27 protein-coding genes and 1 tRNA gene are annotated in these 26,586 nt (G+C 72.6%); 15 read left to right on the top strand and 13 right to left on the bottom strand.

Annotated elements, in window-relative coordinates:
* Window positions 1–28 precede the first annotated feature (28 nt).
* Both ACFY3N_RS22590 and ACFY3N_RS22585 read left to right on the top strand, forming a co-directional pair.
* A complete protein-coding gene (locus tag ACFY3N_RS22590) occupies window positions 29–1,321 on the top strand; it encodes a sensor histidine kinase (RefSeq protein WP_390818496.1) in 1,293 nt (430 codons plus the stop codon).
* Window positions 1,318–1,998 carry a response regulator transcription factor gene (locus ACFY3N_RS22585; RefSeq protein WP_030829297.1) on the top strand — a complete coding sequence of 227 codons (681 nt, stop codon included), beginning with the start codon at window positions 1,318–1,320 and terminating at the stop codon, window positions 1,996–1,998. The genes ACFY3N_RS22590 and ACFY3N_RS22585 overlap by 4 nt, the downstream gene beginning before the upstream one ends.
* A 302-nt stretch (window positions 1,999–2,300) precedes the next feature.
* Here ACFY3N_RS22585 and ACFY3N_RS22580 read toward each other — a convergent pair whose 3' ends face one another.
* Window positions 2,301–2,987, bottom strand: coding sequence for a DUF461 domain-containing protein (locus ACFY3N_RS22580; RefSeq protein ID WP_390818495.1), 687 nt, complete (start codon window positions 2,985–2,987; stop codon window positions 2,301–2,303).
* 653 nt (window positions 2,988–3,640) lie between these two features.
* Between ACFY3N_RS22580 and ACFY3N_RS22575 the strand changes: the two genes are divergently transcribed.
* The 6 genes from ACFY3N_RS22575 (at window position 3,641) to ACFY3N_RS22550 (ending at window position 10,127) form a co-directional block, all read left to right on the top strand.
* Window positions 3,641–4,123, top strand: coding sequence for a CarD family transcriptional regulator (locus tag ACFY3N_RS22575; protein ID WP_003953493.1), 483 nt, complete (start codon window positions 3,641–3,643; stop codon window positions 4,121–4,123).
* A gap of 366 nt (window positions 4,124–4,489) precedes the next feature.
* Window positions 4,490–5,263 (top strand): 2-C-methyl-D-erythritol 4-phosphate cytidylyltransferase, encoded by a 774-nt coding sequence (gene ispD / locus ACFY3N_RS22570; protein ID WP_390818494.1) that lies wholly within the window; start codon window positions 4,490–4,492, stop codon window positions 5,261–5,263.
* Window positions 5,253–5,747, top strand: coding sequence for a 2-C-methyl-D-erythritol 2,4-cyclodiphosphate synthase (gene ispF, locus ACFY3N_RS22565; protein WP_390818493.1), 495 nt, complete (start codon window positions 5,253–5,255; stop codon window positions 5,745–5,747). Before ispD ends, ispF begins: the two co-directional genes overlap by 11 nt.
* A gap of 147 nt (window positions 5,748–5,894) precedes the next feature.
* Complete coding sequence (gene cysS, locus ACFY3N_RS22560) at window positions 5,895–7,295, top strand: cysteine--tRNA ligase (protein ID WP_390818492.1); 1,401 nt, start codon at window positions 5,895–5,897, stop codon at window positions 7,293–7,295.
* A gap of 143 nt (window positions 7,296–7,438) precedes the next feature.
* Window positions 7,439–8,380, top strand: a complete 942-nt coding sequence (gene rlmB, locus ACFY3N_RS22555) for a 23S rRNA (guanosine(2251)-2'-O)-methyltransferase RlmB (protein WP_390818491.1) — start codon at window positions 7,439–7,441, stop codon at window positions 8,378–8,380.
* Window positions 8,381–8,498: 118 nt separating this feature from the next.
* On the top strand, window positions 8,499–10,127 hold the full coding sequence (locus ACFY3N_RS22550; protein WP_390818490.1) for a DoxX family membrane protein: 1,629 nt from the start codon (window positions 8,499–8,501) through the stop codon (window positions 10,125–10,127).
* Between the two features lie 84 nt (window positions 10,128–10,211).
* Here ACFY3N_RS22550 and ACFY3N_RS22545 read toward each other — a convergent pair whose 3' ends face one another.
* From ACFY3N_RS22545 to ACFY3N_RS22530, 4 genes are all read right to left on the bottom strand, one after another.
* Window positions 10,212–10,943 carry an NDP-sugar synthase gene (locus ACFY3N_RS22545; protein WP_390818489.1) on the bottom strand — a complete coding sequence of 244 codons (732 nt, stop codon included), beginning with the start codon at window positions 10,941–10,943 and terminating at the stop codon, window positions 10,212–10,214.
* A 272-nt stretch (window positions 10,944–11,215) separates the two neighbouring features.
* Window positions 11,216–11,659, bottom strand: a complete 444-nt coding sequence (locus tag ACFY3N_RS22540) for a hypothetical protein (RefSeq protein WP_390818488.1) — start codon at window positions 11,657–11,659, stop codon at window positions 11,216–11,218.
* Window positions 11,660–11,843: 184 nt separating this feature from the next.
* Window positions 11,844–12,932, bottom strand: a complete 1,089-nt coding sequence (locus ACFY3N_RS22535) for an ABC transporter ATP-binding protein (RefSeq protein WP_390818487.1) — start codon at window positions 12,930–12,932, stop codon at window positions 11,844–11,846.
* Between the two features lie 209 nt (window positions 12,933–13,141).
* Window positions 13,142–14,113: a helix-turn-helix transcriptional regulator gene (locus ACFY3N_RS22530; protein WP_390818486.1), complete on the bottom strand. Its 972-nt coding sequence runs from the start codon at window positions 14,111–14,113 to the stop codon at window positions 13,142–13,144.
* 92 nt (window positions 14,114–14,205) lie between these two features.
* On the opposite strand from ACFY3N_RS22530, the gene ACFY3N_RS22525 reads away from it, so the two are divergent.
* The gene (locus ACFY3N_RS22525; protein WP_390818485.1) at window positions 14,206–14,616 is read left to right on the top strand and encodes a DUF3224 domain-containing protein; all 411 of its coding nucleotides are present in this window, start codon (window positions 14,206–14,208) and stop codon (window positions 14,614–14,616) included.
* 84 nt (window positions 14,617–14,700) lie between these two features.
* Window positions 14,701–14,774, top strand: a tRNA-Thr gene (locus ACFY3N_RS22520).
* Window positions 14,775–14,814: 40 nt separating this feature from the next.
* On the opposite strand, the gene ACFY3N_RS22515 is transcribed toward ACFY3N_RS22520, so the two are convergent.
* From ACFY3N_RS22515 to ACFY3N_RS22505, 3 genes are read right to left on the bottom strand one after another with little or no spacing between them, the layout of a single operon-like run.
* Window positions 14,815–15,738 carry an aminoglycoside phosphotransferase family protein gene (locus ACFY3N_RS22515; RefSeq protein ID WP_390818484.1) on the bottom strand — a complete coding sequence of 308 codons (924 nt, stop codon included), beginning with the start codon at window positions 15,736–15,738 and terminating at the stop codon, window positions 14,815–14,817.
* A gap of 17 nt (window positions 15,739–15,755) precedes the next feature.
* On the bottom strand, window positions 15,756–15,965 hold the full coding sequence (locus ACFY3N_RS22510; protein ID WP_390818483.1) for a hypothetical protein: 210 nt from the start codon (window positions 15,963–15,965) through the stop codon (window positions 15,756–15,758).
* Window positions 15,958–17,118: an NAD(P)-binding protein gene (locus ACFY3N_RS22505; RefSeq protein WP_390818482.1), complete on the bottom strand. Its 1,161-nt coding sequence runs from the start codon at window positions 17,116–17,118 to the stop codon at window positions 15,958–15,960. The genes ACFY3N_RS22510 and ACFY3N_RS22505 overlap by 8 nt, the downstream gene beginning before the upstream one ends.
* A gap of 134 nt (window positions 17,119–17,252) precedes the next feature.
* On the opposite strand from ACFY3N_RS22505, the gene ACFY3N_RS22500 reads away from it, so the two are divergent.
* Complete coding sequence (locus ACFY3N_RS22500; protein WP_390818481.1) at window positions 17,253–17,930, top strand: pentapeptide repeat-containing protein; 678 nt, start codon at window positions 17,253–17,255, stop codon at window positions 17,928–17,930.
* A gap of 15 nt (window positions 17,931–17,945) precedes the next feature.
* On the opposite strand, the gene ACFY3N_RS22495 is transcribed toward ACFY3N_RS22500, so the two are convergent.
* Window positions 17,946–18,446: a hypothetical protein gene (locus ACFY3N_RS22495; RefSeq protein ID WP_390818480.1), complete on the bottom strand. Its 501-nt coding sequence runs from the start codon at window positions 18,444–18,446 to the stop codon at window positions 17,946–17,948.
* 50 nt (window positions 18,447–18,496) lie between these two features.
* Between ACFY3N_RS22495 and ACFY3N_RS22490 the strand changes: the two genes are divergently transcribed.
* Window positions 18,497–19,900 carry a M1 family metallopeptidase gene (locus ACFY3N_RS22490; protein ID WP_390818479.1) on the top strand — a complete coding sequence of 468 codons (1,404 nt, stop codon included), beginning with the start codon at window positions 18,497–18,499 and terminating at the stop codon, window positions 19,898–19,900.
* Window positions 19,901–19,970: 70 nt separating this feature from the next.
* Here ACFY3N_RS22490 and ACFY3N_RS22485 read toward each other — a convergent pair whose 3' ends face one another.
* A complete protein-coding gene (locus ACFY3N_RS22485; RefSeq protein ID WP_390818478.1) occupies window positions 19,971–20,546 on the bottom strand; it encodes a TerD family protein in 576 nt (191 codons plus the stop codon).
* A 152-nt stretch (window positions 20,547–20,698) separates the two neighbouring features.
* Here ACFY3N_RS22485 and arfB point away from each other — a divergent pair, with 152 nt between their 5' ends.
* Window positions 20,699–21,136, top strand: a complete 438-nt coding sequence (gene arfB / locus ACFY3N_RS22480) for an alternative ribosome rescue aminoacyl-tRNA hydrolase ArfB (protein WP_390818477.1) — start codon at window positions 20,699–20,701, stop codon at window positions 21,134–21,136.
* 286 nt (window positions 21,137–21,422) lie between these two features.
* Here arfB and ACFY3N_RS22475 read toward each other — a convergent pair whose 3' ends face one another.
* Entirely contained in the window at window positions 21,423–21,893 is a 471-nt protein-coding gene (locus tag ACFY3N_RS22475; protein WP_390818476.1) for a GNAT family N-acetyltransferase, read from the bottom strand.
* Window positions 21,894–21,957: 64 nt separating this feature from the next.
* On the bottom strand, window positions 21,958–22,539 hold the full coding sequence (locus ACFY3N_RS22470; RefSeq protein WP_390818475.1) for a flavin reductase family protein: 582 nt from the start codon (window positions 22,537–22,539) through the stop codon (window positions 21,958–21,960).
* Between the two features lie 316 nt (window positions 22,540–22,855).
* Between ACFY3N_RS22470 and cdgB the strand changes: the two genes are divergently transcribed.
* Entirely contained in the window at window positions 22,856–24,553 is a 1,698-nt protein-coding gene (cdgB, locus tag ACFY3N_RS22465; RefSeq protein ID WP_390818474.1) for a diguanylate cyclase CdgB, read from the top strand.
* A 118-nt stretch (window positions 24,554–24,671) separates the two neighbouring features.
* On the top strand, window positions 24,672–25,598 hold the full coding sequence (locus ACFY3N_RS22460) for a carbohydrate-binding protein (protein WP_390818473.1): 927 nt from the start codon (window positions 24,672–24,674) through the stop codon (window positions 25,596–25,598).
* 6 nt (window positions 25,599–25,604) lie between these two features.
* On the opposite strand, the gene ACFY3N_RS22455 is transcribed toward ACFY3N_RS22460, so the two are convergent.
* On the bottom strand, window positions 25,605–26,534 hold the full coding sequence (locus ACFY3N_RS22455; RefSeq protein ID WP_390818472.1) for a 1-phosphofructokinase family hexose kinase: 930 nt from the start codon (window positions 26,532–26,534) through the stop codon (window positions 25,605–25,607).
* Between the last annotated feature and the right edge of the window lie 52 nt (window positions 26,535–26,586).

Below are 26,586 nucleotides of genomic sequence, written 5' to 3'. Positions count from 1 at the left end.
CCGCCCGCGCCATGCCTAACCTGGACGCATGGACGTGAACGCGGCGGTCGCCGCAGTGGCAGCGATCGCCGGAGTGCTCACCGGCGTCATCGCCGTGCTGGCGTTCCGCTTCAGTGAGCGCGAACAGCGGCGCCCCACGCGCACCTCGCTGCACACGGACCCGGTGCTCCCGCCGGGTGTGGACACCGTCCTGTCCGTGCTGCGTTCGTCCGCCGTCGTCCTCGACGAGGCCGACGGCGTGGTCAAGGCCAGCTCCGCCGCGTACGCCCTCGGGCTGGTGCGCGGCGGCAAGCTCGCCGTGGAGCCCATGCTGCAGATGGCCCGCGACACCCGGCGCGACGGCGAGATACGCCAGGTCGAGCTGGACCTGCCCCGCCGGGGGACCGGACGCGGCGAGGCCCTCGCGGTGTCCGCGCGGGTGGCGCCGCTCGGCTCCCGGCTCGTTCTGCTGCTCGTCGAGGACCTCACCGAGGCCCGCCGCATCGAGGCGGTGCGACGCGACTTCGTCGCCAACGTCAGCCACGAGCTGAAGACCCCCGTCGGGGCGCTCTCGCTGCTCTCCGAAGCCGTGATGGACGCCTCCGACGACCCCGAGGCGGTGGAACGGTTCGCCGGACGGATGCAGATCGAGGCGACCCGGCTGACGAACCTGGTGCAGGAGCTCATCGACCTCTCCCGGGTGCAGAACGACGACCCGCTGGAGGACGCCGAACCCATCCGCGTCGACGAACTGGTCGCCGAGGCGATCGACCGCTGCCGGCACGCGGCGGGCACCAAGGAGATCACGATGGCCGCGGGCGGCACCGCCGACCTGCACGTGTGGGGAAACCGCGGCCAGCTCGCCGCCGCGCTCGGCAACCTCGTCGAGAACGCGGTCAACTACTCGCCCGCCCGCACCCGCGTGGGCATCGCGGCCCGTACGGTCGCGCAGCCCGGCGGGGACCTGATCGAGATAGCGGTGACCGACCAGGGCATCGGCATCTCCGACAAGGACAAGGAGCGCATCTTCGAGCGCTTCTACCGCGTCGACCCGGCCCGCTCCCGCGCCACCGGCGGTACGGGGCTCGGCCTCGCGATCGTGAAGCACGTGGCCGCCTCGCACGGCGGCGAGGTCACGGTGTGGAGCGCCGAGGGCCAGGGCTCCACCTTCACCCTGCGGCTGCCGGAGGCCCGTGCGGCCCGCGACCGCGCCCATCAGATGTCCCACCGGGACGAAACCGAGGGCCTCGACGACGAGGCCGGACGGACGTCCCACCCATCCCCCCACTCTTCCGATCCATCCGCGTACGAAACGCTTCCCTCCCCGGAGGTCCTTCCGTGACCCGTGTGCTCGTCGTCGAGGACGAGGAGTCCTTCTCCGACGCCCTGTCGTACATGCTCCGCAAGGAGGGCTTCGAGGTCGCCGTCGCGACCACCGGGCCCGACGGACTCGACGAGTTCGAGCGCAACGGCGCCGACCTCGTGCTGCTCGACCTGATGCTGCCCGGGCTGCCGGGCACCGAGGTGTGCCGCCAGCTGCGCGGCCGTTCCAACGTCCCCGTCATCATGGTGACGGCCAAGGACAGTGAGATCGACAAGGTTGTCGGCCTGGAGATAGGGGCCGACGACTACGTCACCAAGCCGTTCTCCTCGCGCGAGCTGGTGGCCCGCATCCGCGCGGTGCTGCGCCGGCGGGGTGAGCCGGAGGAGGTCGCTCCGGCGGCCCTGGAGGCCGGACCGGTGCGGATGGACGTCGACCGGCACGTGGTGACCGTGGGCGGCACCAAGGTCGACCTGCCGCTGAAGGAGTTCGACCTGCTGGAGATGCTGCTGCGCAACGCCGGGCGGGTGCTGACCCGGATGCAGCTCATCGACCGGGTGTGGGGTGCGGACTACGTCGGTGACACCAAGACGCTCGACGTGCACGTGAAGCGGCTGCGCGCCAAGATCGAGCCGGATCCGGGGGCGCCGCGGTATCTGGTGACGGTTCGGGGGCTGGGGTACAAGTTCGAGCCGTAGGCCTGTGGCGCGGGGGTGTTCGGTGCCGGTGCCGGTGCCGGTGCCGGTGCCGGTGCGGGGATTGGGGCTGGGCGGGGGTGGTTCGCGCAGCCCGGCGTTTGCGGGGTGCCTCCCCCACGCTCGACTTCGCTCGCGCGGGGGGACCCCCATCGCCCACCCGTGCCGCCCTGGGGGTACCTCCCAGGCCCTTGAGGCACTGGGGGAGGCACGACTGCCCGCGGTGACGCGGTGCGATTGCCCGCGGTGACGCGACGAAGGGCGGGACCCCCTGTGGGGTCCCGCCCTTCGGTGTGTGCGTGTGCTCAGTGGTCGGTCGACTGGCTTGCCGAGGACGCGTCGGTCGGGGTGTCCGACGAGGTGCCGGTCTCCGTGTCCTCCGGGGTGCCGGCCTCGCCCGTGGCGGCGTCGGCCGGCTCGTCGGAGGACTCCGCCGACGGCTCCGTCGACGGCTCCGCCGAGGCGCCCGGCACGGCCGCGGCCTCGGTCGGGCCCCACTCCTTGAAGAAGTGCTCGGCCGGGAAGACCAGCGCGCGCAGGCTCACGTCACCGGTCTTGCTGAAGGTGAAGGTCACCTTCTGGGCGTTGCCGTCCTGGACGGCCTCACGGCTGCTGGGCAGGACGGCGGCCGCGTTGCCCTCGCCGCCGAGGACCAGCGAGCCGCCGGCCGGGACGGTGAGGCTGCCGCCCTCGGCGGGGGTCAGCTCGGCGGTCTTGCCGGTGCCGGGGACGGTGACCGACTCCAGCGTCTGGTCGGTGCGCCCCTCGTTGAACAGCGTGGCGGAGACGACCGCCGGGCCCGTCGACTCCAGGTCGGGCTGGGTGATGACCGTGGCGTTCTGGACCTTGATGTCGCCGACGGTCGTCGACGCGTTGTCCGGCTTGATGTCCAGGGTCTGGGCGTTGTGGCCGGCCGCGCACGCGGAGAGCGAGGCGATCGAGAACGCGATGGCGGCGGCGGCGAGAGCACCGCGTCGAAGGCTGCTGCTCACGGCGGCGGCAACTCCTTGACTCGAGCGTTTGGCGACCGGGTAAAGCCGCCCTAAGTTTCTGTCAGCGGCCTCAGGTTACCGAGCCGTTCCCGCACGGCCGCACCCGACCCTCCCGAGACGTCCCGCGTTGGCCCGGGAAGACGCTTCCGGAACCCCCCCGTCACCGCTCCGCCGGCGGTCGGGAGCGGGCACCCGGCGCCTCTTGAGTCCCAAGTGACTCACCAGTCACTTGGAGCACTTTCACGCCATACTCCCGCGCCATTCCCATAGGGATCGCGCATTTCTCGCGAAGGAATGAGCGGAGGGCTCCGGAATTGATCACCGGCCGCTCGCCCCCGCGCCACGTGATCAATTTCGGATTCGACCGGAACCCGGCTCCGCTCACCGAACGGAGTAGCGGAAGTCGAGCACTTGGAACCGGACATATGGGGATGTTCAGCCGCTCGTGCGGGGCTCCGGATGCGTGTAACGTACGCGTTTCGCTCGCGCCGGAGAGCCGCTCCCACCTGCGAATACCTGGTTCCGCTAGACGTCCGCAGCACGTCCCCGTCGCTGTTGTCAAGCCCCGAGAATGGCCCTGACCTGCGAAAACGCCATTCAGAAGACGCCGTATCCGTGTTACCCTGGATAGCCACGGAAGGGGTACCTGTCACATGACGTTCAAGGTTGGCGACACCGTGGTCTATCCCCATCACGGGGCCGCGCTGATCGAGGCTATCGAAACTCGCCAGATCAAAGGCGTGGACAAGACCTACTTGGTGCTGAAGGTCGCCCAGGGTGACCTGACGGTACGTGTGCCAGCGGACAATGCGGAGTTCGTCGGCGTGCGTGATGTGGTCGGTCAGGACGGGCTGGACCGGGTCTTCGAGGTGCTGCGCGCTCCGTATGCCGAGGAGCCCACGAACTGGTCCCGTCGTTACAAGGCAAACCTGGAGAAGCTCGCCTCGGGCGATGTCATCAAGGTCGCGGAAGTCGTGCGTGACCTGTGGCGTCGTGAGCGCGAGCGCGGACTCTCCGCCGGTGAGAAGCGCATGCTCGCCAAGGCGCGTCAGATCCTGGTCAGCGAGCTCGCCCTCGCGGAGAACACCAACGAGGACAAGGCCGAGGCCCTGCTCGACGAGGTTCTCGCCTCCTGAGATTCCTGAGTCGCCGCTCGCGGTCCCGGCGGGCAGCTCGCTCTCAGCACTCAGCACATCGAAATGCCGCGGTGCCCGATGACGTCATGGACGTCGCCGGGCGCTGCGGCATGTTCGCACCCGGCCGCCTTGTCCGCGGTGCGCGTGCGGTGTACTTGCGCGTGTGCGGTGCACTTGCGTCCCCTCGGGGAATGTGTCATGACTCACGTCCCCGCCCCCGGCGTGCCGGGCCCGGGCGGTCGGCTCGACCAGAATCACGGAAGGGGCTGGTCAAGGCGTCACGCCCGGTACTCCCCCGCTCCGGGAGCAGGGGGTACGCCCAGGCCATACCCACCTGGGCCGAGCACACAAACCTGACAGGAACCGATGTCTGACGATCCGCTCCCCCCGCCCTCGCCGAGCCCCGCGTCCGGCCGTACGACCACCCGTACGGCGGCCGTGATCCCGGCCGCCGGCCGCGGTGTACGCCTCGGTCCGGGTGCCCCCAAGGCGCTCCGCGCGCTGGGCGGCACGCCCATGCTCGTCCACGCCGTCCACGCGATGGCCGACTCCCGCGCCGTCTCCCTGGTGGTCGTCGTGGCCCCGCCCGACGGCGCCCCCGAGGTGAGGTCGCTGCTCGACGCGCACGCGCTGCCCGAGCGCACCGACTTCCTCGTGGTCCCCGGCGGCGAGAGCCGCCAGGAGTCCGTGAAGCTCGGTCTGGACGCGCTGCCGCCCGGCTACGACATCGTCCTGGTGCACGACGCGGCCCGCCCGCTCGTCCCCGTGGACACCGTCGACGCCGTCGTCGAGGCGGTGCGCGACGGAGCGCCGGCCGTCGTGCCCGCGCTGCCGCTCGCCGACACCGTCAAGCAGGTCGGACCCGCCGCCCCGGGCGAGCCGGAGCCCGTGGTCGCCACGTTGGACCGCTCGCTGCTGCGGGCGGTGCAGACCCCGCAGGGCTTCGACCGGGCCACCCTGGTGCGCGCGCACGAGACGGTGAAGGACGACGTCACCGACGACGCGAGCATGGTCGAGCGGCTCGGCCTCACCGTCGTCACCGTCCCCGGGCACGAGGAGGCCTTCAAGGTCACCCGTCCCCTCGACCTGGTCCTCGCCGAGGCGGTCCTGGCCCGCAGGAGGCTCAACGATGGCTTCTGAGCCGTACCCCCTGCCCCGGGTCGGCATCGGCACCGACATCCACGCCTTCGAGGACGGCCGCGAACTGTGGTGCGCCGGCCTGAAGTGGGAGGGCGAGGGCCCCGGCCTCGCCGGCCACTCCGACGCGGACGTCGTCGCCCACGCCGCCTGCAACGCCCTCTTCTCCGCCGCCGGCCTCGGCGACCTGGGGCAGCACTTCGGCACCGGCCGCCCCGAGTGGTCGGGCGCGTCGGGCGTCACCCTGCTGACGGAGGCCGCACGCATCGTCCGGGAGGCCGGCTTCCGCATCGGCAACATCGCCGTACAGGTGGTCGGCCCCCGCCCGAAGATCGGCAGGCGCAGGGACGAGGCCCAGGAACTCCTCTCGGAGGCGGCCGGCGCCCCGGTCTCGGTCTCCGGCGCCACGACCGACGGCCTGGGCTTCCCGGGCAGGGGAGAGGGCCTCATGGCGGTGGCGACGGCGTTGGTCGTGCAAGAAGGGTGAGCCGTCCGACCGAAGGGGCGCGGGGCTGTGCCGGTATGCGGCTCCGCCGCGCGGGCGCGACAGGCCCTCACCGGGCCCGCGCGTGACATGGGCCGGCGAAACCGCCGGAGGCGCACCGCACGCTCCCGCGCCCACTACCCTGGTGTCGTGACCATTCGCCTGTACGACACCAGCGCCCGGCAGATCCGTGACTTCACCCCGCTCCGGCCGGGTTGCGTCTCGATCTACCTGTGTGGTGCCACCGTGCAGGCGGCACCCCACATCGGGCACATCCGCTCGGGCCTGAACTTCGACATCATGCGCCGCTGGTTCGAGTACCGCGGCCTGGAGGTGACGTTCATCCGGAACGTCACCGACATCGACGACAAGATCATCGCCAAGTCCGCCGAACAGGGCCGCCCCTGGTGGTCCATCGGCTACGACAACGAGCGCGCCTTCACCGACGGCTACCGGGCCCTCGGCTGCCTGCCGCCGACCTACGAGCCGCGCGCCACCGGCCACATCACCGAGATGGTCGAGATGATGCGCGGCCTCATCGAGCGCGGGCACGCCTACGAGGCCGACGGCAACGTGTACTTCGCTGTCGCCTCGTTCCCCGAGTACCTGAGGCTGTCCAACCAGGAGCTCGACAACCTGCTCCAGCCGTCCGGCGAGGGCGAGACCGGCAAGCGGGACCCGCGCGACTTCGCGATGTGGAAGGCGGCCAAGCCCGGCGAGCCGAGCTGGGAGACGCCGTGGGGCCGCGGGCGCCCCGGCTGGCACCTGGAGTGCTCGGCGATGGCGCACAAGTACCTCGGCGGCGCCTTCGACATCCACGGCGGCGGCCTCGACCTGATCTTCCCGCACCACGAGAACGAGATCGCCCAGGCCAAGGCCTACGGCGACGAGTTCGCCCGGTACTGGGTGCACAACGCCTGGGTCACCATGAGCGGCGAGAAGATGTCGAAGTCGCTCGGCAACTCGGTGCTGGTCAGCGAGATGGTCAAGCGCTGGCGGCCCATCGTGCTGCGCTACTACCTCGGCACCCCGCACTACCGCTCGATGATCGAGTACAGCGAGGAGGCCCTGCGCGAGGCCGAGTCCGCGTTCGCGCGGATCGAGGGCTTCGTGCAGCGCGTGGTGGAGAAGGCCGGGGGTGTCGTCGAACCCGCCGCCGAGGTGCCGCCCGCGTTCGCCGACGCGATGGACGACGACCTGGGCGTCCCGCAGGCGCTCGCCGTCGTGCACACCACCGTCCGGCAGGGCAACAGCGCGCTGGCCGCCGACGACAAGGAGGAGGCCGTCGCCCGGCTCGCCGAGGTCCGCGCCATGCTCGGCGTGCTCGGCCTCGACCCGCTCGACCCGCACTGGGCCGGCGAGAGCGACCGCGGCGAGGACCTCCACGGCGTGGTCGACACCCTGGTCCGCATGGTCCTCGACCAGCGCGAGGCCGCCCGCGCCCGCAAGGACTGGCCCACCGCGGACGCCATCCGTGACCAGCTCAACCAGTCGGGCCTGGTGATCGAGGACAGCCCGCAGGGGACGCGCTGGAGCCTCGGCCCGCGCTGAGCGGCCGGGCCCCGACAGGTCCTGACCTCGGCGTTCGAAGATCGACTGTGCCGTCCGGGCCTCCGGGCGGCACACTTCATAGGCACACCGCACAGACGTACGCACACCAGCACCACCCACGACTTCACGGAGACGGATACCTCATGGCCGCGAACAACCGCCGCATGTCCGGCAAGAAGGGCGCGCAGGTCGGCAGCGGCGGCCAGCGGCGCCGGGGCCTGGAAGGCAAGGGGCCCACGCCGCCCGCCGAGATGCGCAAGGGGCACGCCAAGCAGCGTGCCGCCCAGGCGAAGGCGCGCCGCGCCCAGGGCCGCACGCCGCAGCGGCGCGGCGGGGGCCGCTCGGCCTCGGAGCTCGTCGTCGGCCGCAACCCGGTCGTCGAGGCGCTGCGCGGGGGCGTGCCCGCGTCCACGCTGTACGTCCAGCAGTTCATCGACAACGACGAGCGGGTGCGCGAGGCGCTCCAGCTCGCGGCCGAGCGCGGCGGCATCAACCTCATGGAGGCGCCGCGTCCCGAGCTCGACCGCATGACCAACGGACTGAACCACCAGGGCCTGGTGCTCCAGGTCCCGCCGTACGAGTACGCGCACCCGGAGGACCTGGTCGCCGCCGCCCACGACGAGGGGGAGGACCCGCTGATCGTCGCCCTCGACGGGGTCACCGACCCGCGCAACCTCGGCGCGGTCGTCCGGTCCGTCTCCGCCTTCGGCGGCCACGGCGTCGTCGTGCCCGAGCGGCGCGCCGCCGGGATGACCGCCGGCGCCTGGAAGACGTCCGCCGGTACGGCCGCCCGTACGCCCGTCGCCCGCGCCACCAACCTGACGCGCGCCCTGGAGGCGTACAAGAAGGCCGGGATCGCGGTCGTCGGCCTGGCCGCCGACGGGGAGGCCGAGCTCGGCGACCTGGAGGCGCTGGACGGGCCGGTCGTCATCGTCGTCGGCAGCGAGGGCAAGGGGCTCTCCCGGCTGGTCGGCGAGACCTGCGACGTCCGGGTGCGGATCCCGATGCCGGGCGGCGCGGAGTCGCTCAACGCCGGTGTGGCGGCGGGCATCGTGCTGTACGAGGCGGCACGCCGACGGGTCTGAACGGACGTTCGAACGGTTCACCCGTGCGGGGTGTTCCGGGTGGTCCGGGCAGGCTTGACGCGGTCCGGACACTTCCGGCGGGTCAAGGCAGTGTCCTAACGCCGTGTCACTCGGTTAGATGAGTGTGGACACCAGAACACCCCGCACACCCACGGGGGACCGCTCGTCGGGACTCGACGACGCTCCCGCGCTGAGCATGGTGAAGGTGCCGAGCGATCCGGCGCAGGTCATCGTCAATCACGCCAGCTTCCGCGTGCAGCTGGGCGTCTCGGCGCGGCGCGCCCCCTCGCCGCGGATCGCACGGCACACGAGTGCCGCCGAGGACACCGCCCGCATCCCCGTCGTCACCACCGTGGGCACGCCGGGCCAGGCGCCCGCCCGCCGCCGGCCCGTCGTCTGGAGCGGCAGGTCCGCGCCCGACGACACCGGCGCCCACCGGCTGCTCCAGGCCGTACGGCACGAAGGCGTCCACCACGCCGACGAGCCGCTCACCGACGCCGGGGCCACCCAGGTCATCCCGCGCGTCGGCGCCGGGTACGACCACACCGACGACCCGGTCACCCAGACCCTCGAGACCCCGTTCGTCGGCGCCCAGCGCGGCCCCGCTGACGGACCCCTGCTGCCCCCGATGCGCACCGTCGGCAGCGCCTACGACGAACCCGCCTACGACCGACCCGCCCACGACGACGGCTCCGAGGACACCGGCCGGCACGCCAGGCGGCACGGCGACGACGCGGCCCGGCACGCCTACTACCCCGGGCGCCGGATGAACCTCGGCGTCGTCCTGCTCCCGCTGCGCGTCTTCCTCGGCGGCATCTCCGTCTACGCCGGGATGAGCAAGCTCTGCGACCCCCTCTACTTCGAGGGCGGCACACGCGGCTCCATGGTCAAGTGGCTGCACACCCTGCATCCCTGGGAAGTCGCCGAGCCACTGCGCCAGTTCGCCCTCGCGCACCCCGTCGGCTCCGGGCTGGCCATCGCCTTCGCCCAGATCGTCGTCGGCGTCCTGACCGCCCTCGGCTGCTGGCAGCGCCTGGCCGCCGTCGTCGGGGCGACACTCTCGGCGGCGCTGCTGGTCACCGTCAGCTGGAAGACCGTCCCCGCCTACGAGACGCCCGACATCATCTACCTCGCCGCCTGGTCGCCGCTGATCATCGCGGGCGCCCCCGTCTACTCCGTCGACGGCCGCCTCGCGGGCGGGGCCTGGCGCCGGCTCGGCCCCCGCGCCGACATCTGGGACCTGCGCCGGTACGTGCTGCGCCGGGGCGCCCTGATCACCTTCGTGGTCTGCGGGTTCAGCATGCTCGTCGGCTCACTGCTCGGCGGTGCCGTACGGGACGCCGACCGGGTGGTCGTCCCCGGGCCCGGCGAGGCCCCGCGCAACGAGCTTCCCGGCTCCCCGCTGCCGGAGGACTCCGGCGAGCGCCGGAAGGAGGAGGAACGGACCCCCTCCGCCTCCACCCCGCCCACCCGGAGCGCCACTTCGGACCCGGCGAGCCCGTCCGCCGGCACCACAACCCCCGGCGCGACCCAGGGCGCCACCACCGGGGCGCCCAGCCAGACCCAGGGCAGCGCCGGCCAGGCCCCGCCCCGGCAGTCCTCCCCGGCCGACCAGGCGCCGAGCACCAGCTCCGGTCCGACCTCGGGCGGCGCCGGCGCCTCCGGCGGCAGCGGCACCCCGAGCGGCAGCGGCGGCAGCGGCGACACCTCCCGAAAGCCCGGGCTCGTGGGCGGCCTCCTGGGATAGGGGCGGCCACCCGCGTACGACGACGGGGCCCGGCACGATGACGTGCCGGGCCCCGTCGTCGTACGCGGGTGGACGGAAGAGAGGTCAGCGGCCCTGCGACGCCAGTTCCCTGGCCGCCTCCGTCAGGTCCTTCGCGGTGTCGATCGCGCGCCAGTAGGAGCCCTGGGGGATCGGGAAACCGGCCAGACGGCGCTCACGCGCGAGGCGCGGGAACGTGGTGCGCTCGTGGTCGCCGCGCTCCGGGAGCAGGCCGGCGAACTCGGGGGAGAAGACGTACACGCCCGCGTTGATCTCGAAGGTCGACGGCGGGGCCTCGATGAAGTCGGTGATGTGCCCGAAACCGTCCGTGCGCACCGCGCCCCACGGGATGCGCGGACGGGCCAGGGCGAGGGTCGCGACGGCGTCCCGCTCGGTGTGGAAGTCGGCCATGTCGCGCAGCGAGAAACGGGTCCAGATGTCGCCGTTGGTGGCGTACCAGGGCCGGTCCGGATGGGGGAGACGGGCGGCGGCGTACCTCAGGCCGCCGCCGCGGCCGAGGGGTTCCGTCTCGACGACGGTGGTGACGGAGAGCGGCAGGTCGGCGCCGTCCAGCCACTCCTGCAGGACCTCGGCGAGGTGGCCGCAAGAGACCACCACGTCCGTCACGCCCTCCTCGGCGAGCCAGGAGAGCTGGTGGCCGATGATCGGGGTTCCCGTGCCGGGGATCTCGACCATCGGCTTGGGGCGGTCGTCGGTGTACGGACGAAGCCGGGATCCCTGGCCTCCGGCCAGGACTACGGCTTGCACGGGGCGGGCGACGGCACGCGGATCGGTCATGCCCGCACTTTACGCGGCGCGGGGGGTGGGGCTTTGGGGCGGTGCGGGGTGGGTTGCGCGGCACGGTGCGCCCTGTTGGTGCGGGCCGGGGGTGGGGCGCGCAACCCGGCGCTTGCGGGGTGCCTCCCCCACTCTCGGCTTCGCTCGAGCGGGAGGTACCCCCACCGCCCACCCGTGCCGCCCTGGGGGTACCTCCCAGGCCTTCAAGGCACTGGGGGAGGCACGACTGCCCGCGGCTGGCGGAGGCGGCGCAGGTGACTGTCTGCGGTTGGTCAGCGGTGGGCTGTGGTGATGCCTGAGGCGAAGGAGGTGTCGCAGACCGGGCGGGCGTAGGACTGGGCCTTGGTGGGGCCGTAGACGCGGACCGCCGCCCTGCCGAGGGCGCGGGCGATGGACGCGCAGTGCTTCGCCAGCGACGGCCGGTCGTTCACGGCCTGCTGGAGGTGGGTGAGCGCCACGCCCGGGTTCTCCTCCTGGAGTTCGACCAGCAGCCTGTCCCGCAGCACGTGCTGCGGCGCCCGGGCGTCGGCGCGGGAGGACGCGCCGGAGGCCGCCGTGAGCACCGGACTCGAAGGCGCCCCGGACCAGTTGACCCGCGCGACCGCGAGAGTCCCGGAGAGCACCAGGACGACGGGCAGGACGAAGGCGAGGGAGCGGCCGATCCGGCGGGCGGGGCCCCGGCCGCGACGCGTCTGACGGTTAGTGGAGTGCTTCACGCGTGTGAGGGTAGCGTCCGGTAGCGGCCGGTAAACATTCCGTCACCGTTACGGGGGACCCGGAACCCCCTACTCCGCGCCGCGTGTTGACGTACACCGCTCGAAATGACCGTTGTGTCGGGGTATTTGTCGACAACGCGAAGGGCCCCGCAGTGAACTGCGGGGCCCTTCCTGCGAACGGGGGTCAGTCGGACAGGCGCGCACCGGTCGACGTCGAGAACACGTGGGTCTCGCCCGCGCGCGGCACGACGTGCAGCTGGCTGCCCTTCTCCGGGACCTCACGGCCGCCGACGCGGACGACGATGTCCTTGGACTCGCCGCCGACCTGCGCGGTGCCGTAGACGTACGCGTCGGAGCCCAGCTCCTCGACGACGTTGACGGTGACGGCGACACCCTGGTCGGAGTCGGCGCCGGCCACGTCGAAGTGCTCGGGGCGGACGCCCACGGTGACGGTCTTGTCGCTGGTCGCGGAGAGCGCGTCACGCTGCACCGGCACCACCGAGTTGCCGAACTTCACGCCGCCGTCGGTGACCGGCACCTCGACCAGGTTCATGGCCGGGGAGCCGATGAAGCCGGCGACGAACAGGTTCGCGGGCTTGTCGTACATGTTGCGCGGGGTGTCGACCTGCTGGAGCAGACCGTCCTTGAGGACCGCGACGCGGTCGCCCATGGTGAGGGCCTCGACCTGGTCGTGGGTGACGTAGACGGTGGTGATGCCGAGGCGGCGCTGCAGCGACGCGATCTGCGTACGGGTGGACACACGGAGCTTGGCGTCCAGGTTGGACAGCGGCTCGTCCATGAGGAACACCTGCGGCTCGCGCACGATGGCGCGGCCCATCGCGACACGCTGGCGCTGACCACCGGAGAGCGCCTTCGGCTTGCGGTCCAGGTACTCGGTGAGGTCGAGGATCTTCGCGGCCTCCTCGACCTTCTGCCGGATCTCCGCCTTGTTGACACCGGCGATCTTGAGCGCGAAGCCCATGTTGTCGGCGACCGTCATGTGCGGGTAGAGCGCGTAGTTCTGGAACACCATGGCGATGTCCCGGTCCTTCGGCGGCAGGTGCGTGACGTCGCGGTCGCCGATGCGGATGGCGCCGCCGTTGACGTCCTCGAGCCCCGCGAGCATGCGGAGCGAGGTGGACTTGCCGCAACCGGACGGGCCGACCAGGACGAGGAACTCGCCGTCCGCGATGTCGATTTCCAGGGCGTCGACGGCGGGCTTGGTGGAACCGGGGTAGATCCGGGTCGCCTTGTCGAACGTGACAGTGGCCATGGTGAATGGTCCCCTTCTACCGGCAGGAACGTGCCGGACGATCCGAGTAGGAAGGTGATGCCACGACGGGTGTTCCGTTGTGGTGTGGTCCACACGAGTGAACTGGCACAGGACGGTACCCGGCGTTCATCTGGTTGTCAGTAGTTCCAGGGCTGTGAATTTCACGGAAACTTTCGACGCCCGGGATGACGATCCGGTTGCGCGGGGGGTCAACGCCCGGCCGCGTACCGGTCCGTCAGCACCCGCACCGCCGTCGCGACCGCCTCCCGCAGACCCGGCGGGCCGAGCACCTCCGCCTCGACGCCGAGCCGCAGCAGATCACCGGTGGCGACCGCCTCCGATTCGACGGCCAGCTCCACCTCCACCCAGCCCCGCCCGTCCGCCGGCCCCGCGTCCGCGAGCGCCCGCACCCCCGCCGCCCCGAACTGCATCGGCAGCAGCTTCTGCCCGCGCGGTGACAGCCTCAGCCGGGCCGTGCCCTGACGCATCGCCGCCTCCATCCGGCGGGAGGACTTCGCCCAGTACGCGGCCAGGTCGAAGCCCGCGGGCCGGGTGAACTCCTCGCCGGTCTCGGCCACCGCCTCGAACCGCGACACCCGGTAGGTGCGCACCGCGTCGTCCGCCAGCGCCACCAGGTACCAGATGCCGCCCTTCAGCACGAGCCCCAGCGGACGCACCTCCCGGTGCACCTCGCCGCGCCAGCGCCGGTAGTGGGTCTCCAGCACCCTGCGCTCCCACACCGCCCGCGCGATCGGCTCCAGGTGCGGCACGGGGTCGGCGTCCCGGAACCAGGCCGGCGCGTCCAGGTGGAACCGCTCGCGCACCCGCCGCGCCCGGTCCGCCAGTTCACCCGGCAGGGCGGCCTCCACCTTCAACTGGGCGCTCGCCAGCACGGCACCCAGCCCCAGGTCCCCGGCCGGTCCCGGCAGTCCTGCGAGGACCAGCGAACCGGCCTCCGCGTCCGTCAGCCCGGTGAGCCGCGTGCGGTAGCCCTCCACCAGGCGGTAGCCGCCCTCCGGCCCGCGTTCGGCCCGCACCGGCACCCCGGAGGCGCCGAGCGCCTCGATGTCCCGGTAGACGGTGCGCACCGACACCTCCAGCTCGGCCGCCAGCTCGGGGGCGGTCATCCGGCCGCGGTTCTGCAGCAGCAGGAGCAGGGAGAGGAGCCGGTCGGCGCGCATGGGAGCCATTGTCCCGCCGTACCTGACAGAAGATGTCAGGTACGGCCGCAAGAGTGGGGGCACACCGTCGGCCACCCCGGAAGGGAACACCCATGCCCACCACCACGACCACCGGCCACTTCACCTTCGCCGACTGGAAGGAGAACCCCGTCACCGACGAGGGCGGCCTCCCCCGGCTCGCGAACGCCACGGTCACCAACGCCTTCTCGGGCGGCATCGAGGCCGAGGCCACCACCTGCGACTACGCGATCACCTACCTGACCGGCGGGACGGGCTCCTTCACGGGCATGGAACTCGTCGGCGGCCGGATCGACGGCCGGGCCGGCACCTTCGTCCTGGAGGAGCGCGGCCGCTTCGAGGCCGACGGCACCGTCCACTGCGCCTTCCAGGTCGTCGAGGGCTCGGGCACCGAGGAGCTGACCGGCCTGCGCGGCACCGGCGGGTTCACCTACCGGCACGGGGAGACGGAGGTGGCGTACACCTTCGAGTACGGCCTGGAGTGAACCGGCGGGGCCCGCTTCCGTAAGTGCGTGGCCCGGCGAAACCGGCTCTGTGTACAGTGGACCAGCCTTCGCGCGCCGCGCGGCGCCTCCTTAGCTCAGCTGGCCAGAGCAACGCACTTGTAATGCGTAGGTCGTCGGTTCGAATCCGACAGGGGGCTCGGTGAAACCCCAGGTCAGACGATTCCGGCCTGGGGTTTTTCATGCCGTACGGCCGCGCAGCCGGTGCGCGATCTCCAGGTCCGCCTCGTCCGGCGGACGGCCGTCCTCGATCTCCCACAGGGCGTTCTGCAGCAGTCGGCCGTACGTCCACGCGCGCGCACGCGCGCGGTCCAGGCCGAGGACGTCGGTCATGGCGTCGAAGCGCCAGTGGATGTCGTCGGCGTCGAAGTTGTTGGCGAGGGCGGGCCAGAGGTCGAAGCCGGGGTCGCCGGCGAGCGGCTTGGGGTCGATCGCGAGCCAGGGGGCGCGGTCGGCGGCGAGGACGTTCTCGTCGTGCAGGTCCCAGTGGAGGAGGCGGTCGCCGGGTTCACCGGCGACCTCGCGCACGGCGGCGGCGCAGTCGGCGAGGAGGCGGCGGGTGGCCGGGTCCGGGACGCGGTCCAGGGCGGCGGGGGCGCGCTCCAGCATGGCCTGCGCGATGTCGTCGAGGCGGCGCATGCCGTCGGGGGCCGGGGTGGTGTGGAGGTGGGCGAGGAGGCGGGCGATCACCAGGACGCCCTCGTGGACGTCGGGCCGGTGGGCGAGCATGCGGGAGGCGTCGAGGCGTTCCAGGAGCATGGTGCCGGTGGGTTCGTCGTGGTCGAGCAGGCGGACCGCTCCGTCGCCGTTCCACAGGCGCAGGGCGACCGGTTCGCCCTCGCTCTCGTGGTCGCGGATCTGGAGCTTCAGCACGGCCGGGGTGCCGTCCGCGCGGTCGACCGGGAGGACGAGGGCGCTGACGCCGTGCATGGGGGCGCCGGTGATGCGCAGGTTCCAGCGGTCCAGGAAGGCGGCGGTGAGGTCCGGGAGGGCGGCGATGAAGGCCCGGCCCGCCTCCTTGTTGTACTTCTCCTGGGCGGCGGCGAGTTCTTCGGGAATGTCGATCACGCGGGGCACGGTAGTGGCGTACGGCGGTCGGGTCATGTGGTTTCGGGGCGCCCTCATGGTTCCAGGACGACCTTTCCGGTCGTGCCCCTGTTCCAGGCCCGGTGGGCGGCGGACCCGGCGAGGGGGAAGCGGTGCACGGCGGGGGCGATCCTGCCCTCGGCGGCTTCCGTGAGGGCCCGTAGGGCGAGGGTGCGCAGGGGGTGGGAGCCGCCGGCGGGTCGGGTCGTGTGCCGTGGCGGCTCCCGCTCTTCGACCTCAAGCATGCTTGAGGCCGAGCGTGTTCCGGCCGAGGGCGAGGGAGACGGCCGTCAGGGCGCTGTTGAAGGAGACCTCGCAGAGCACGCCGGGGGCGGCGACCTGGTCGCCGGCGAGGTAGACGCCGTCGCCGCGGTCGACGGCGGGGCGGTCGCGCCAGCTGGTGCCGGGCGGGTCGACGGCGCCGGTGCGGCCGTTCGCCACCGCGTCCCGCCGCCAGGTGACCCGCTCCCGCCAGCCCTGGAAGGCGAGGTCCAGCAGTTCCTCCGCGCGGGCGGCGCCGGCCGCCCTGGACTCCCGGGGAGCGAGGGGGATCTGGCCCTGGACCAGCTGCTCGCCGGCCGGGGCGAGGGTGCGGTCCTGGGCGGTGAACCGTTCCAGCCAGCCGGGCGCGTCCAGGTCGGACACGGCGAACGCGTCGCCGCGCCGGGTGCGCAGGGCGAGGTCGATCAGGGCGGTGCGGCCGCTCGGCCAGGTCAGCGAGGGGTCGCCGAGGAGGCGGCGGGCGGAGTCCAGCGAGGTGGCGACGACGACGGGGGTGCCGGTGGGCAGGGTGTCGACGCGGGACAGCGTCTCCATGCGCACGCCCAGGTTCCACGCGCGGGCGGCCATCCGGTCGACGAGGCCGCCCCAGCCGCCGCGCGGGTAGTGGGCCTCCGGGGGCAGTCGGGTGGCGCGGCGCAGGCGTTCCTGCACGAACGCGGCGGACAGGGAGCCGGGGTCGTGGTGGAACAGGGCGACCGCGGCGTAGTGGGCGGCGGCCCGCGCTCCCTCCTCGCCGGCGACGCCGGTGGCCCAGGTGAGGAAGTCGGTGTCGACGGGTGCCCGCGCGCCGCCGCGGCGCAGCAGCCTCAGCAGGGCGAGGGGCGGGGTGCGGCGCAGGGTGCCCCGGTGGCGGAACCGCAGCCGGGCCGCCTCCAGGGGCGGGAGCGGGGCGAGGGGGCCGATGAGGCCGCGCTGCCGGAGCCAGGTCCAGTGCGGGCCGCCGTTGTAAAGAGCGTGGGGTCCGTCGTTGGTCCGGTAGGGGCCTTCGGCGGTACGGGCCCGGCCGCCCAGGGTGCGGTGGGCCTCGTGGACGGTGACCTTGGCGCCCGCCTCCGCGGCGGTGATGGCCGCGGTGAGTCCGGCGAAGCCGCCGCCGATGACGGTGATGCGGTGCATGGCTGGGGGTCTCCCTTGGTCGGGGGTCGCCTTCCGGCTTTGCGCATACGACGCGGCGGGGCGCGGGAATGTGACATGCGCGGGGTTTTCGCAGGTCGGGGGGATTGTCAGTGGTGGGGTGCAGCATGAGGGGCATGGCGAGGAGAGCGGTGGGCGGTAGGGGCGTGAGGGCGGCGCGGCGCCCGGAGCTGCGGTTGCCTGCGCTGGAGCGGTTCGAGGGGGGCGGGCTGGAGCCGGACGGGGATTACGACGGGCTGGAGTTCCGGGAGGCGGACTTCGCCGGGCAGGACGGCGGCGGGGCGCGCTTCATGGACTGCGCGCTGACGGGGTGCGCGCTGGACGGGGCGCGGCTGTCCCGGGCGCGGCTGCTGGACTCGGTGCTCGCCGGTGTCCGGGGCGTGGGCACCGACCTGGCCGGGGCGACGCTGCGCGACGTCGAGCTGACCGACGCGCGGCTCGGGGGGACGCAGGCGCACGGGGCGGTGCTGGAGCGGGTGCTGGTCCGGGGCGGGAAGATCGACTTCCTGAACCTGCGCTCGGCCCGCCTCAAGGACGTCGTCTTCGAGGGCTGTGTCCTGGTCGAGCCGGATTTCGGAGGTGCCCGGCTGGAGCGCGTGGAGTTCGTGGACTGCGCGCTGAAGGGCGCGGACCTCACCGGCGCGACCCTCACGGACGTGGACCTGCGGGGCGCCGCTTCCCTGGAGATCGCGCGGGGTGTGGACCGTCTGTCGGGGGCGGTGATCAGCGCGGTCCAGTTGCTGGATCTGGCGCCGGTGCTGGCGGGGGAGCTGGGGATCAGGGTCGAGGGGTGAGGGGGTGAGGAGGCGTCACCCCACGCGGGGGTAGCGGGCCTGGAGGGTCCAGACGGCCGGGTTCTCGCCCAGGTCCTCGTGGAGGTCGATCAGGTCGGCGAGGAGGTCGTGGAGGAAGTCGCGGGCCTCGCGGCGGAGTTCGGTGTGGGAGAAGGTCAGCGGGGGTTCGGCGGCCGGGAGCCATTCCGCCTCGATGTCCACCCAGCCGAAGCGGCGCTCGAAGAGCAGGCGGTCGGTGGACTCGGTGAAGTCCAGCTCCGCGTGCTGGGGGCGGGAGGCGCGGGAGCCGGCCGGGTCCCGGTCGACGAGTTCCACGATGTCGCACAGCGCCCACGCGAAGTCGAGTACGGGCACCCATCCCCAGGCCGTGGACAGCTCGCGGTCCGACTCGGTGTCGGCGAGGTAGACGTCCCCGCAGAACAGGTCGTGCCGCAGGGCGTGGACGTCCGCGCGGCGGTAGTCGGTCTGCGGGGGGTCGGGGAAGCGGTGGGAGAGGGCGTAGCCGATGTCGAGCACGGGGGTGATGGTGTCACGCCTCGGCGCGCCGGCCCTCATAGGATCCCGGAGTGCGCTTCCACCGCCCCTGTCTCCGCAGCGTCGCCGCCGTCCTGCTCGCGGTGTCCCCGGCCGCCTGCGGGGAGGGGGCCGGGGACTCCGTCGGCAGTCCCGGCGTGGGCGATCCGTACTTCCCGAAGGCCGGCAACGGTGGTTACGACGTCGGCCACTACGCCCTCGACCTCGCCTACGACCCCCGCGGGCACCGTCTCACCGGCACCGCGACGATCACCGCCCGGGCGACGGAGGACCTCTCCGCGCTGAACCTCGACCTCCAGGGCCTCGACGTCGAGGAGGTCGCCGTCGACGGTGCGGCCGCCCGCTGGAGCCGGGCGGGGCAGGAGCTGACCGTCCGCCCGCGCGAGGCGGTGGACGGCGCCTTCCGGGTGACCGTCCGCTACGCCGGCACCCCGGTGACCCTCACCGATCCGGACGGTTCCGAGGAGGGCTGGCTGCGTACCGCCGACGGGGCGCTGGCGCTGGGGGAGCCGGTGGGGTCGATGACGTGGTTCCCGGGCAACCACCACCCCTCCGACAAGGCCACGTACGCCCTCGCGGTGACCCTGCCGGAGGGGTGGCGGGCGGTGTCCAACGGGGAGCCGGCCGGTGAGGAGCGGAAGGGGGACCGCACGACGTACCGCTGGCGCACCGGCGAGCCGATGGCGAGCTACCTCGCGACGCTGGCCATCGGCAGGTACGACGTCCGCCGCACGGCGACCGGTGACGGGCTGCCCGTGTACACGGCCGTCGATCCGGAGCAGGCGGGGGCGAGCCGTGCGGTCCTGGCGCGGATTCCCGAGGTGCTGGCGTGGGCGGAGCGGACCTTCGGCCCGTACCCCTTCTCCTCCGCGGGGGCGATCGTCGAGCGTCCCGGGGACGCCGGGTACGCCCTGGAGACGCAGAACCGGCCGGTCTTCCCCGGCGCACCCGACACCGGGCTGCTGGTGCACGAGATCGCCCACCAGTGGTACGGCAACTCGGTCACCCCGAAGACCTGGCGGGACATGTGGCTCAACGAGGGCTTCGCGACCTACGCGCAGTGGCTGTGGGAGGAGGACCACGGCGGTGACACGGCACAGCGGACGTTCGACTCGCTGTACGCCGGCGGGTACTTCCCGGACGCGGAGACCAACGAGGCGCTCTGGTCCTTCCCGCCCGCGGAGCCGCCGGACGCGGCGCACGTCTCCGCCACTCCCGTGTACTGGCGCGGCGCGATGGTCCTGCACAAGGTCCGGCGGACGGTCGGCGACGACGCCTTCCGGTCCCTGCTCCGGGGCTGGGCGCGGGAGCACCGTCACGGCAACGCGGACACCGGGGACTTCACGGCGTACGTGGAGAGGGCGGCCCCGGGCGAGGACTTCGCCGGGATCTGGGAGGACTGGCTGTACGGTGCGGGGCGGCCGGAGCTGCCCTGACCGCGTGCCGGAGCCCCCGGACCGGGCGGAAGGCCGGTACGGGGGCTCCGGTACGGGTGCGGGGCGCCGGTCAGACGTTCACACCGAAGTCCTGGGCGATGCCCACGAGGCCCGAGGCGTAGCCCTGGCCGACCGCGCGGAACTTCCACTCCGCGCCGTTGCGGTACAGCTCGCCGAAGACCATGGCGGTCTCGGTGGCCGCGTCCTCCGACAGGTCGTAGCGGGCGATCTCGGAGCCGCCGGCCTGGTTGACGATGCGGATGTAGGCGTTGCGCACCTGGCCGAAGTTCTGGCTGCGGTTCTCGGCGTCGTAGATCGACACCGGGAAGACGATCTTGTCGATGTCGGCCGGGAGCGCGGCGAGGTTGACGTTGATCGCCTCGTCGTCGCCGGCGCCCTCTCCGGTGCGGTTGTCACCGGTGTGGACGATGGTGTTGTCCGGGGTCTGCTTGTTGTTGAAGAACACGAAGTGGGCGTCGGAGTAGACCTTGCCCTGCGTGTTGACCGCGATCGCCGAGGCGTCGAGGTCGAAGTCCGTGCCGGTGGTGGTGCGGACGTCCCAGCCGAGGCCCACGGTGACGGCGGTCAGGCCCGGAGCCTCCTTGGTGAGCGAGACGTTGCCACCCTTGGACAGGCTTACAGCCATTGTTGGGAGTCCCTTCCCTCGTTTACGTACGGCTAGAAGCTACAGCTACCTCCTTGAACGCGGAGGGGGGTGCGAGAGGTTCCGGGTCTCTTTACTTTCTTTACCCCTGATGCGGGATATTCGGGTGACGTGACCCGGTCAGAGGCGGGAACATGTACGTCATGTCCGGTCCCTATGTCGTCCGTGGCTCCGTCTCCCTGCCCGAGGCCGAGCTCATGTGGCGTTTCTCGCGGTCGTCCGGGCCCGGCGGGCAGCATGTGAACACCAGTGACTCCCAGGTCGAACTGCGTTTCGACCTCGCCCGCACCGAGGCGCTGCCCGAGGTGTGGAAGCAGCGGGCGCTCCAGCGGCTGGCCGGGCGGCTGACCGGCGGTGTGATCACCGTTCGCGCTTCGGAGCACCGCTCGCAGTGGCGCAACCGCGAGACCGCCGCGGTGCGCCTCGCGGCGCTGCTCGCGGAGGCGACCGCGCCTCCGCCCAAGCCGCGCAGGCCGACCCGCATCCCGCGCGGCATCAACGAGCGGCGGCTGCGGGAGAAGAAGCAGCGCTCGGAGACGAAGCGGGGGCGCTCCGCGCGGGACTGGGGGTGACCCCCCAGCTCCCCCGGGGTGTGGCCCCGGCCCCTCGGGGTGTGGCCCCGGCCCCCCGGGGTGTGGCCCCGGCCTCCGGTGGCTCCTGCGGAGGTGTCGGGCCGGAGGGCCGGGGGCGCTGTGTGTATGTCCCTGCGGGTCCGTCGTGGCTGGTCGCGCAGTTCCCCGCGCCCCTATGGGGCGCGCTCGTGTGGGGCGCGTCCGTGTGGGGCGCGCTTGTGTGGGGTGCGTCCGTGTGGTGGTCGTGCATCGGGTACGGTCCCGTGCCCTGGCAGGACCCGGTGCTTCAGTCCAGGGCCAGCACGCCCACGGTCTCGGCCTCGGCTGCTTCGCCGGTCCTGCGGAAGCCCAGGTTCAGGTAGAAGTCCTCGGGGCCGCTGGCGCCGGGGTGCCAGGTGACGTAGAGCTCCTCGGCGCCCCGGCGGCGCAGCTCCTCGGCCACCGACTCCACGGCGAACCGGCCGTATCCCTTGCCCTGCTCCTCCGCCGCGATGTTCAGCCGCCACAGGCCGGAGCGGATGACGCTGCCGTCGTCGTGCCAGTCGATGTCGAGGAAGGCCATCAGGAAGCCGACCGCGCGGTCGCCGTCCATGATCAGGCGGGGCCAGGCGGAATCGGGATGCACATAGGCCTCGGCGAGGGAGTTCACCACCGGCGCGACCGCGAATTCCTGGTCGGGGCGGACCCGTACGCCGAGGGCGGCCTTGAGGTTCTTCGGCGTGATCTCTTCGAGGCGGAGCGCGGCAGTCGTCGTCACCCGGGCACCCTAAGCGCGTAAATCCCCTCGGGTAAAAGGGATTTCGGCTAAGGCGGCAAAGAGATCAGCCCAACTGCCGGTAACGGCCGCGGAAATACGTCAGCGGACCGCCCTCCGCGCTCGGGACCAGGGTCGTCAGGACGCGGCCGATCACCAGCGTGTGGTCCCCGGCCGGCACCCGCTGTTCGGTGCGGCACTCCAGGTTCACCAGCGCGCCGCCCACCAGCGGCGCCCCGCTGTGCTCGCCGCGCAGGTACGGGATGTCCGCGAAGAGCAGGCGGTCGCTGACCCGGCCCTTCATCGCGAAGCGGCCCGCGATGTGCCGCTGGCTCCCGGAGAGCACGGACACCGCCCACAGGGGCTGCTCGTCGAGCAGCTCGTCCATGCGGGAGCCGTTGCGCAGGCTGACCAGCACCAGCGGCGGGTCCAGGGAGACCGAGAGGAACGCGGTCGCCGTCATGCCGACGTCCTCGCCGGCCGGCGCCGCGGGGTCGTCCGGGTCCAGCGACGGCTCCCGCGCGGTCACCAGGACCACGCCGGAGGCCAGCCGGGACATGGCGGCTCGGAACTCGTCGTTGCTCACCCCCTCAGCATGCCGGGCGGCGGGCGCAGCGGTGATCGCGGGCGGGGCGGAAGTGTTCGGCACACCGGAAACGCTAATCTCCGCTCCACGGGCACCGCATCGGACCCCGGTCCGAGCCGGGACCTAGGACCAGCGCCCGAGCCGGGCACGGACCCTGCACAAGCACCACAAAAACTGCGTTCGCCCTACACACGGGAAAACCGCGGAAAGGCCACGCAATTGTTCACGTTTACCTGTGACTTGAGTCACAAGGGGCAATAATTGTTGACCCTGTGTACCGAGTGGGCAGCGCGCTGTGATTCAGTGGCGGGGAAGCTGCTGGGACGATACGCCGAAGACAACCCTTGATTCGCTGCGAGGTCTCGGGGGGAGGGCGAGGATGGAGACCGAGTCGGAACCCTACGTCCGTCTTGCGTCGCTGCGACAGCTCCACCAGGCCATGGCCGACATGAACACGGCCCGCAGCCTGGCGGACACGCTGCAGACGGTCGCCGACGGCGTGGTGACCGCCCTCAACTACGAGCTGGCGTGTGTCAACCTCGTGCGCCCCGACGGCGACCTGGTCGTCGCCGCCCTGGCCGGGAACTCCGCCGCCGAGGCCCTCATCACCGGCCGGGCCGGCTCCCGCGCGTCCTGGGACCGCCGCCTCAACATGGGCGAACGCTGGGGCGACCTGGTCTTCATACCGCACACCGAGGGCTGGGTCCTCGACGACGACGACGTCCCGCAGTGGTACACCGACGGGCCCGCGCCCCGCTTCGAGGACGAGTGGCACCCCTCCGACCGGCTCTTCGCCCCGATGTACGCCCCCGGCCCGCAGGGCGGCGGCACCTCCGGGGAACTGGTCGGCGTCCTCTCCGTGGACCGCCCGCGCAACGGCCGCCGGCCCGGCGCCTGGGGCCGCGAGGCCCTGCAGATGTACGCCTTCCAGGCCGCCATCGCGATCAGCAACGCGCGTCTGCGTTCCAACATGCAGCGCGCCCTGGTCCGCCTCGAGCGCGACCAGCAGGCGCTGCGGGCCAGCGAGGAGAGCTTCCGGCAGGCCTTCGAGTACGCCCCCTCCGGCATGGCCATCGCCGAGATGGGCGGCGACCAGCACGGCCGCATCCTGCGCACCAACGACGCGCTGTGCCGGCTGCTCGGCCGCCCCGCCTCCGCGATGCGCCGCTACTCCTTCTCCGACCTGGTCCACCCCGAGGACATAGGCACCCTGCTGCGCACCTCCCCCGAGGGCGGCCGGGCCGAGCTGCGCCTGGGCCGCCGCGACGGCACCTACATCTGGGTGTCCCTGCGCAACAGCGTCGTCGCCGACGCCGCCGACGGCCCCCGCTTCCTCCTCACCCACGTCGAGGACATAGAGGAGCGCAAGCGCCGCGAGCTCCAGCTCGCCCACCGCGCCTCCCACGACTCCCTCACCGGACTGCCGAACTCCGCCGAGCTGCGGGCGCGGCTGTCCGCCCGGCTGTGCCGGCAGCCGCCGCAGGACGCGCTGCCCGCCGCCGTCGACTCCATGGCCCCCTTCGAGTCCTTCGACTCCGCGGACTCCTTCGACGTCGTCCACGGCCCACCCGCCTTCGACCGGGGGCACGACTTCGACTTCCCGCCGGGCACGGAGGGGCACGGCGGCTACGACCACCACGTGCACACCGTGGCGCCCGCCGCGGAGTTCGACGACGGCGCCAAGGGGCTCGCGGTGCTCTTCTGCGACCTCGACGGCTTCAAGTCGATCAACGACCGGTTCGGGCACAACGCGGGTGACGCGGTGCTCATCGAGGTCGCCCGCCGGCTCAGCGGCGGCGTGCGCGACGGCGACACCGTCGCCCGGCTCGGCGGCGACGAGTTCGTGATCCTCGCCGACGGGCTCGGCCGGGCCGACGCCCAGGACCTCGCCGTACGGCTGCGCAACGAGATCATCCAGCCCATCCGGGCCGAGGGCCGGGCGGTGCGGGTCGGGGCCAGCTTCGGCATCGGGTGGGCGCACTGCGGGATGACGGCGGACGAAGTGCTGAAGTCCGCGGACGAGCGGATGTACATCGAGAAACGATCTCGTCCCAAACAGCATCGGCGTGCGGGCTGAACCGCAGGTCAGTGGTTTGATGCGGTCGGGGTCACCCGTTCGGGCCACGGGAAACGGGTAGGCTCGCCTTCTCCACCCCTCGTACCGCACCCGATCCGCAGCATAGGAGCACCAAGGGATGACGGCCGGCAACAACGGCGCGAGCACGCCGGAGGACGACGACCCGTTCGGCTACCTCTACGCCGACGGGCAGGCCAACGGGGCCCAGCCGCCGTCCGGGGGTTACGGCTACCCGAACTCGGTCAACCGGGTGCGGCCGGTCGGGACCCGCCAGTACGGCCAGCCGGGACCCGCTCCGCAGCAGCAGGGCGTCTACGGCCAGCCGAACGCCCACTACGCCGCCCCGGAGACGCTGCCCGGCGGTGCCACCACCGTCCAGTCGCACCAGCCGTCGCACGGCGGGGGCGGCCGGGGCCGCGGCCCCAACACCAAGGGCCTGCTCATCGGCGCGGTCGCCGTCGTCGCCGCGGTCGTGATCGGCATCAGCCTGGCCATGATCGGCGGCGACGACGAGGACGACGGCGGCAGCCAGGCGGACTCCACGCCGACCCAGTCCCAGAACAGCGGCGAGCCGAGCCCGTCGGCCAGCGGGAGCGCGGACGAAGAGGCGGCCGAGCTGCCCACCGTCGACGCGAAGGCGATGCGGCTGGGCGGTACGGCCTCCCTCGCCTCGGACGTCGAGGGCGCGCAGTCCGACGGCGGCATCTACGTGGCCAACCTCAACCAGCCGGGTTCCTCGGTCACCTGGACCGTCAACGGCATCCCCGAGGACGGCGCCTACACCGTCTTCGTGCGCTACAGCACCACCGACGACCCCCAGTCGATGACGCTCACCGTCAACGGCAAGGAGTTCGGCTCCAAGCTCAACATGGACAACTTCGCCGGAGCCGAGGACGGCGACTTCTCCAAGGGCTGGACCCAGACCTTCGCCTGGCCCACCCTCAACAAGGGCTCCAACACCATCTCGGTCTCCTGCGCCGACGGCGACAAGTGCAACGTCCTGCTGGACCAGCTGTGGCTGAAGGAGGGCCAGGTCAAGAAGTGACCCGGCCTACGCCGCGTTCGCCTCTCCCGTGACCGTGACCCCGGTCAGCAGCTCCTCGTAGACCGCCCGGTCGAAGTCGCCGGCCGTCGGGGACAGGACCGTCGCCGCCGACAGGGCCGCCGCCCGGGTGAGGCGGTCGGGCCAGGGGCGGTGTTCCACCAGGGCGGAGAGCAGGCCCGCGACGACCGCGTCGCCGGCGCCGGCCGGATTGCCGCGCAGCCGCCGCGGAGGGGTCGCGCGCCAGCGGCCCTCGGGGGTCACCGCGAGCAGGCCCTCCGGGCCCAGGGAGGCGACCACCGCGCCCGCGCCGCGCCGGCGGGCCTCCTGGGTGGCGCGCAGCGGCTCGTGGGAGCCGGTGAGTCCGGCCAGCTCCCCGGCGTTCGGCTTGAGGACGTCGGGCCGCCCGGCGACCCCGCGGCGCAGCGCCGCGCCGCCGGTGTCGAGGAGGGTCGGCACTCCGGCCGCGCGCGCCGTGCGGATCAGGCCCGCGTACGCGCCCACCGGGACGCCCGGGGGCAGGCTGCCGCACAGGGCCACCGCCGAGGCGGTGGCCAGCAGGTCCTCGTAGACCTCCTGGAAGGCGGACCACTCGGCGTGGGTGATCACCGGGCCGGGCTCGTTGAGCTGGGTGGTGCCGCCGGAGCGCTCGTCGACGACCGCGACGGTGCGCCGGGTCGTGCCGGAGACCGGGACCAGCGCGTCCGTCAGGTGCGGAACCCCGGTGAGCCGGTCCCGCAGGATCCGGCCCGTCGGACCGCCCGAGAAGCCGGTGACCGTCACCTCGTGGCCGAGGGCCGCGAGCACCCGGGCCACGTTGACGCCCTTGCCGCCGGGGCGCTCCGTCACCTCGGTCACCCGGTGGGAGGTCCCCGGTCGCAGGGACGGTACGCGATAGGTGATGTCGAGAGCGGTGTTCAGCGTGACCGTGAGGATCACCGGGCCGACCCCCCCTTTGTGCCTGTGCCTGCCGTGGAACCCGTGGTCACGA

Origin of the sequence: Streptomyces sp. NPDC000348 (genome assembly GCF_042898795.1) — a bacterium.
Taxonomy (GTDB): Bacteria; Actinomycetota; Actinomycetes; order Streptomycetales; family Streptomycetaceae; genus Streptomyces.
Note: the sequence above shows the minus strand (reverse complement) of the source record. Positions and strands in the feature narration are given on the sequence as shown.